This is a genomic window from Actinoplanes sp. NPDC048791, from assembly GCF_040650095.1.
Lineage (GTDB): Bacteria > Actinomycetota > Actinomycetes > Mycobacteriales > Micromonosporaceae > Actinoplanes.
The window spans coordinates 1-1,316 of the sequence record NZ_JBEZGQ010001600.1; the positions used below are offsets into that span (position 1 = coordinate 1).

Genomic DNA, 1,316 nt, shown 5'->3' on the forward strand with positions numbered 1-1,316 from the left:
GCCACCGCGACCGCGCCGCAGCCGGCGAACAACCACCCCAGCCCCCACCGCCACCGCCACCGCGACCGCGCCGCGGCCGGCGAACAACCGCCCCAGCCCCCCATTCGCGACCACGGCCGGCGAGCTCTCGTGCTCTGGTTGGCGGGCGACCGTCCGTCCGCGTCCTGCCCTTTGGCTTTGTTGGGGGTGGGATGGGACTGGGCTTATACGGTCGGATGCTGAGACACCGAGCCCGCTGTCGGAGAGGCCCCCGGTCTGAGGCCGTTTTGCAGCGCGCCGTCCTGTCGGCGGATTCGGCGCTTCGGGAGGTTGGTCAGCGTCTGGTTCCGATTGGCGAACAGGCGCTCGGCCTCTTCGTCGTGCAGGCGGACGCTGCGGACATGGCGCCGAGAGCACCAGCTGAGTGAGGCTAGCCGCCACATTTCCGGCGTGTACCGGCCTGGTCGGCCCTCAGCCGTGGGTGTCTGCCGCGCTGCCGTCGCCCGACGCCAGCAGCTGAACGGGCGCGGGTCTCGCTTCGGCGGCTGCGTTGGTCGTTGGGTCGGGGACGCCGGATATCAGGGCCAGGCGGAGTTTGGTTTCGTCGGTGGTTTCGGGGGCTGCGGTCAGGATCACGATTTTGAGTTCGGCGTCGCCGTCGGTCATGACGTCGCAGTCGACTTCGATGGGGCCGACCGTGGGGTGCTTGACGATTTTGTGGTCCTCGCGGTGGGTTCCGACCGCGCCGGCGGCCCACAGTTCGGCGAAGCGTTGGTTGCCCTCGGTGAGTGAGCGGATCAGGTTGGTCAGCCTGGGGTTGTTCGGGAAGCGGCCGGTGGCGCGGCGCAGGTCGGACACGATGGCGGCGTCGACCGCGTCGGGGGCGTACGAGATCACCGGCCATTGCGACAAGCTGGGCCGATCGCCGTTGACCGGGAAAGTGTCGCGGGCGAAGTTGCGGCGCTCACGCGGTGCCGACGACGGGTCGCCGAGCAGCGCCGCCCAGCCGCGGTTCCACCAGATCAGTTGCCAGTCGGCGGCGAAGACCCCAACGGCCGCGTCACCGAGGCGGGCGAGGACGCGCTGGACGCCCGGTGGGATGTGGTCGGAGATCTCGCCGTCGGCGGGCGGGACGAGCCCCGCCAGCCGGTAGAGGTGGTCGCGTTCCGCGTTCGTGAGTTGGAGGGCCCGGGCGAGCGCGGCGACCACCTGCGCCGAGGGTGTGGTGAACCGGCCCTGTTCCAGGCGCACGACGTAGTCGACCGAGATCCCGGCGAGTTCGGCGAGTTCCACCCGCCGCAGCCCGCACGCGCGGCGCGCGCGCCCACTCGGCAGGC

Annotated in this window: 1 protein-coding gene; it reads right to left on the minus strand. The window is 71.2% G+C overall.

All coding sequences use genetic code 11. The features are described from left to right. Positions 1–450 precede the first annotated feature (450 nt). A partial coding sequence (locus AB0C29_RS48850; protein WP_360835263.1) for a helix-turn-helix transcriptional regulator occupies positions 451–1,316 on the minus strand: 866 nt, incomplete at its 5' end.